Source organism: Vreelandella sp. L-15, assembly GCF_056857635.1.
This window is the reverse complement of record NZ_JBSXNN010000005.1, coordinates 1-3485: the sequence shown is the minus strand read 5'-3', so window position 1 is coordinate 3485 and position 3485 is coordinate 1. Positions and strand designations below refer to the sequence as shown.

Genomic DNA, 3485 nt, shown 5'->3' with positions numbered 1-3485 from the left:
AGACATTGAATTTACCCACTACAAGCCAATCACCTACCCAGTGATGATGGATGGGATGTGGCCGGAACATGCATAACCAAGTGGTCAACGGGACGCCAACTACGCTGCGCTCCGTTGGCGCCCATTACCACCGGCGTTAGGCATAAAAAATAGAAAGGAGACACCATGAGTGCAGATGTTGTAGAGAAGGCTGAAAAAATACTTTCAAATAATGAGCACCTGAGGGAATTTGCAGCCCTTAACGAAATGACCACGGAGGCGGCTAAAGCTTTGCTAGAGAGGCTTATGCGGGAGCCCGTGGTGTCAGAAAAAGTAGAAGAATTTGTTTTTTCAGAAGACGCCTCCCCAGATCTCAAGGGGTACTATTCAGGCGAGGAAAAAGGGTATTCCCGTGGCCACGAAGCCGGTTTTGCAAAAGGGGCTGCTGTAGGCGTGTTGGCTACGTTAGCTACTGTCGTGGTTGGTGGTGCAACGTTGTATCTAAAATTCAAGGATTGAGACAGGTGCCTAACAATCGCAGGCAAGGCGACGTCTTTTCCATTACGGCTTCGCCTCCATTTCAAAGCCGCGCGTGCTGCGGGCGTTAACCCTTGTGACCAGCATCTTGCAAAACTCCGTCAATGACGTATATTGACTGTCATGTTTACCATCATCGAAACCCCTACATTTGAAGCAGATGCCAGAAAAATCTGGACTGAGGAAGAGCGAAGCGCTTTCTTTGCCTGGCTTGCGGCAAGTCCGGAAATTGGTGACCCCATTCCGGGTAGCGGCGGATGTAGAAAGGTTCGTTGGTCGGTAGCGGGTTCAGGGAAGCGCGGTGGGGTGCGAGTCATTTACTTCACCAAGTTGGCAAATGGTGAGATCTGGTTATTGGTGATCTACAAGAAAGCCGTCAGGGGCAATATACCCGCTCATATCCTGAAGTCGATTCGTGAGGTATTGGAAAATGAGTGACGAGACACTAAGTGCTGAGGAGCTTGGCAACAAGTTGCTTCAGTCTGTTAAAGAAATGAAAGCGGGCAAAACTGCACGAGTCAGTCGTGTTGAGCCTAACGAGGTGGCAGAGGCTCGAGGCAAAACCGGACTGACTCAGGTCGAGTTTGCTGAGGTACTGCATATTTCCGCGCGAACCCTGCAGGAGTGGGAGCAAGGTCGACGTGAACCCTCTGGTCCAGCAAAAGCGCTCATTGAGATTGCTTCCCGTCATCCCGAGGTCATTCGAGAAGGCATCGAGCTACGGGGTTAACAAGCGGCTGTTGTCGGACGCGCCTACGCTGCGCTCCGGCACGCCGCAAAGCCGGGCGTTATGTCTTTAATGCCACTAAGGAGGCAATATGTTCGGAATGTTCAAGAAAAAGCAAAAATCTGACTTAGAAAGGCTGATTGAGAAAGATGGCATTGAATATGCCGCGAAAAGATTTTCTGAAATCATATTGCAGAAAATGCCAACAGCAGAGATCGCATATCAATTTGTCCTTGAGGAGATTGAGGCAGCGAGCCAAGGAAACGAGACGGCCATAAGATTTGCTAGAAATAGCGGTATTAGTCAACAGGAGTATAAGGGCTCAATGAGGAATTCTCGGCCTGAAGTAGATGGCCCTGATGGTCCGCAGCAATTCATATTGGCTCTCTGTATGCAACTTCAGCCTAATGTTGATTTAGTCGTAGATTTGCGAACAAAGATAGTTGATAACATCATGAAAACTCTATCGTTCGGGAAGTACAAAGGTCAGAAAAGCTCATCTCTAAAAGGTGGTATGAGATTACAAGAAGCTGAAGTCGATATTTTATTCATCGTCAATGACAACAATGTTATTTACGTTAACGAGGAAGCCGATCATTTATTTGAAACAGATAAAGATGGTGATGAAAAATTAGATGGGCGGGTTGTTAATTTTGTTTTTTCAGGTCAATCAACAGGAAGTGTTATTGAGGTATTTGTAGCATTCGATGATTCTGACTCTTACACAATGTTTACCCTTCAAGCCGGGACGGTAGAACGGCTCAATTTTGTCGCACAAGCTATATTTAAGTATTTCGCAGAAAATGGCATACAAGAAGTGTTTTCACCTATTGAGCAATATGCTACCCAGTATGTCTACACATTTAAGCTGTATAGAAAAAACGAAAAATTCTTTATGGTTAATAACTCGCAAACACAAGCATACTTAATAGATGGTTCAATTATTTTGCGTGATGATGTGGATGAAATAAAAAGAATTTTTTGGAATTAACCATCTTCATCAAGAGTGAGCTTCTATGGTTAAACGCAGAGATCTTAAGCAAGTACATGAAGATGCCGTGTTACAGCAATTCACCAAATATATGGAAAATCTAGGTAACAACTTTAATGTGCTGGAAACACCTGATCCACCTGAGGCAATTATTGAAATCAATGATAAGAAAACTTGGCTAGAGGTCACGGATGCTTTTTTGGATAAAGATCATGCTATCGGTCTTACAACTGGAGCATCTGAGGATGTAGAGCATATATCAGATTCAGGTCGCCTTGTTATCGAGCCTGATGAAACGTTTTCATCCGTACTTCAGTCAGTAATAGAAGCAAAATATGATAAAGCAAGTATGCAAGCAATTTTTCAGGATCGAGGTGCAGGAATTCTCTTGGTTGGTATTTTTACCCCTTTCGCATCGGCCGCTGACATAGCGCGATCTGAGGCAAAGAGTATTTCAGACCTTGTTGCAAATAAATCAGTGAAAGTATTTGACACTATTTATGTTTATGATGGTGCTGGACAAAGAAGCTTTCATTCTATCTATAGTGAAATGACATAACAATCACATGCACTCGGACAGCAAAAAGCGGCGCGGCTTCCGCTACGCTCAGCCACACCGCTTTTTGCTGCCGGTGATGTGAGGCGTTAGGCTTTTCAGAGATCGAGATGAAGTGGTTTAAACGAATAATCATATCCTTATCGATAATCGGAGCTTTGCTCTTGGCTGTAGGAGCTGGGTTTGTCTGGTATGTCTTCTCCGATATTCAAGGACGCGATCACCTTGCCGACCAAGCTCTGATCTCAGATTTGGAAATAAACATGGGGAAGTACAAGAAATTAATCTCTATGTTCCGGGAGGACTCTCCAGCCACCGTTATTCACCCAACTTGGATAAGTCCTGATAATGTAATTTCAGAAACACGCTGGGATGAATACAAAACTCTATTTTCAGAGCTTGGCCTTGATGCGGGCATGAGGTCTTGGGGCGGTAATAGCATCTGGTTTATATCTACTGCCCAAGGTTTAGTGACAGGCGGTTCAAGTAAGGGCTACATGTACAAGCCAGAAAACCCCAAGCCCCTGTTTTCTAGCCTAGATAAAATACCAGAGGGCTTAGCAAGTAATGTCAAAGGATATAGGAAAATCAACGATGAATGGTATATCGTCTTTGACTGGGATGATTAAGTCTAACAAATGGCTGCTAGGGACTGCATTACGCTGCGCTTCATGCAGCCCCAGAGCCAGGCGTTA

General features: G+C 44.8%; 6 protein-coding genes. All 6 read left to right on the top strand.

Features of this window, described 5'->3' with window-relative positions; genetic code table 11:
• Positions 1-165 precede the first annotated feature (165 nt).
• The 6 genes from AC13CY_RS00135 (at position 166) to AC13CY_RS00110 (ending at position 3419) form a co-directional block, all read left to right on the top strand.
• Positions 166-498 (top strand): hypothetical protein, encoded by a 333-nt coding sequence (locus tag AC13CY_RS00135; protein WP_235253577.1) that lies wholly within the window; start codon positions 166-168, stop codon positions 496-498.
• A 141-nt stretch (positions 499-639) separates the two neighbouring features.
• Complete coding sequence (locus tag AC13CY_RS00130; RefSeq protein ID WP_054641851.1) at positions 640-954, top strand: hypothetical protein; 315 nt, start codon at positions 640-642, stop codon at positions 952-954.
• Entirely contained in the window at positions 947-1246 is a 300-nt protein-coding gene (locus AC13CY_RS00125; RefSeq protein WP_054641850.1) for a helix-turn-helix domain-containing protein, read from the top strand. The genes AC13CY_RS00130 and AC13CY_RS00125 overlap by 8 nt, the downstream gene beginning before the upstream one ends.
• 88 nt (positions 1247-1334) lie before the next feature.
• Positions 1335-2234 (top strand): hypothetical protein, encoded by a 900-nt coding sequence (locus tag AC13CY_RS00120; RefSeq protein WP_483052166.1) that lies wholly within the window; start codon positions 1335-1337, stop codon positions 2232-2234.
• A gap of 25 nt (positions 2235-2259) precedes the next feature.
• Positions 2260-2793: a hypothetical protein gene (locus AC13CY_RS00115; protein ID WP_483052165.1), complete on the top strand. Its 534-nt coding sequence runs from the start codon at positions 2260-2262 to the stop codon at positions 2791-2793.
• A 107-nt stretch (positions 2794-2900) separates the two neighbouring features.
• Positions 2901-3419, top strand: coding sequence for a hypothetical protein (locus AC13CY_RS00110; protein WP_313932597.1), 519 nt, complete (start codon positions 2901-2903; stop codon positions 3417-3419).
• Positions 3420-3485: the final 66 nt, after the last annotated feature.

Coding starts and splice junctions, on each gene's coding strand:
- AC13CY_RS00135 (WP_235253577.1), top strand. CDS start 166: ATGAGTGCAGATGTTGTAGAGAAGGCTGAAAAAATACTTTCAAATAAT.
- AC13CY_RS00130 (WP_054641851.1), top strand. CDS start 640: ATGTTTACCATCATCGAAACCCCTACATTTGAAGCAGATGCCAGAAAA.
- AC13CY_RS00125 (WP_054641850.1), top strand. CDS start 947: ATGAGTGACGAGACACTAAGTGCTGAGGAGCTTGGCAACAAGTTGCTT.
- AC13CY_RS00120 (WP_483052166.1), top strand. CDS start 1,335: ATGTTCGGAATGTTCAAGAAAAAGCAAAAATCTGACTTAGAAAGGCTG.
- AC13CY_RS00115 (WP_483052165.1), top strand. CDS start 2,260: ATGGTTAAACGCAGAGATCTTAAGCAAGTACATGAAGATGCCGTGTTA.
- AC13CY_RS00110 (WP_313932597.1), top strand. CDS start 2,901: ATGAAGTGGTTTAAACGAATAATCATATCCTTATCGATAATCGGAGCT.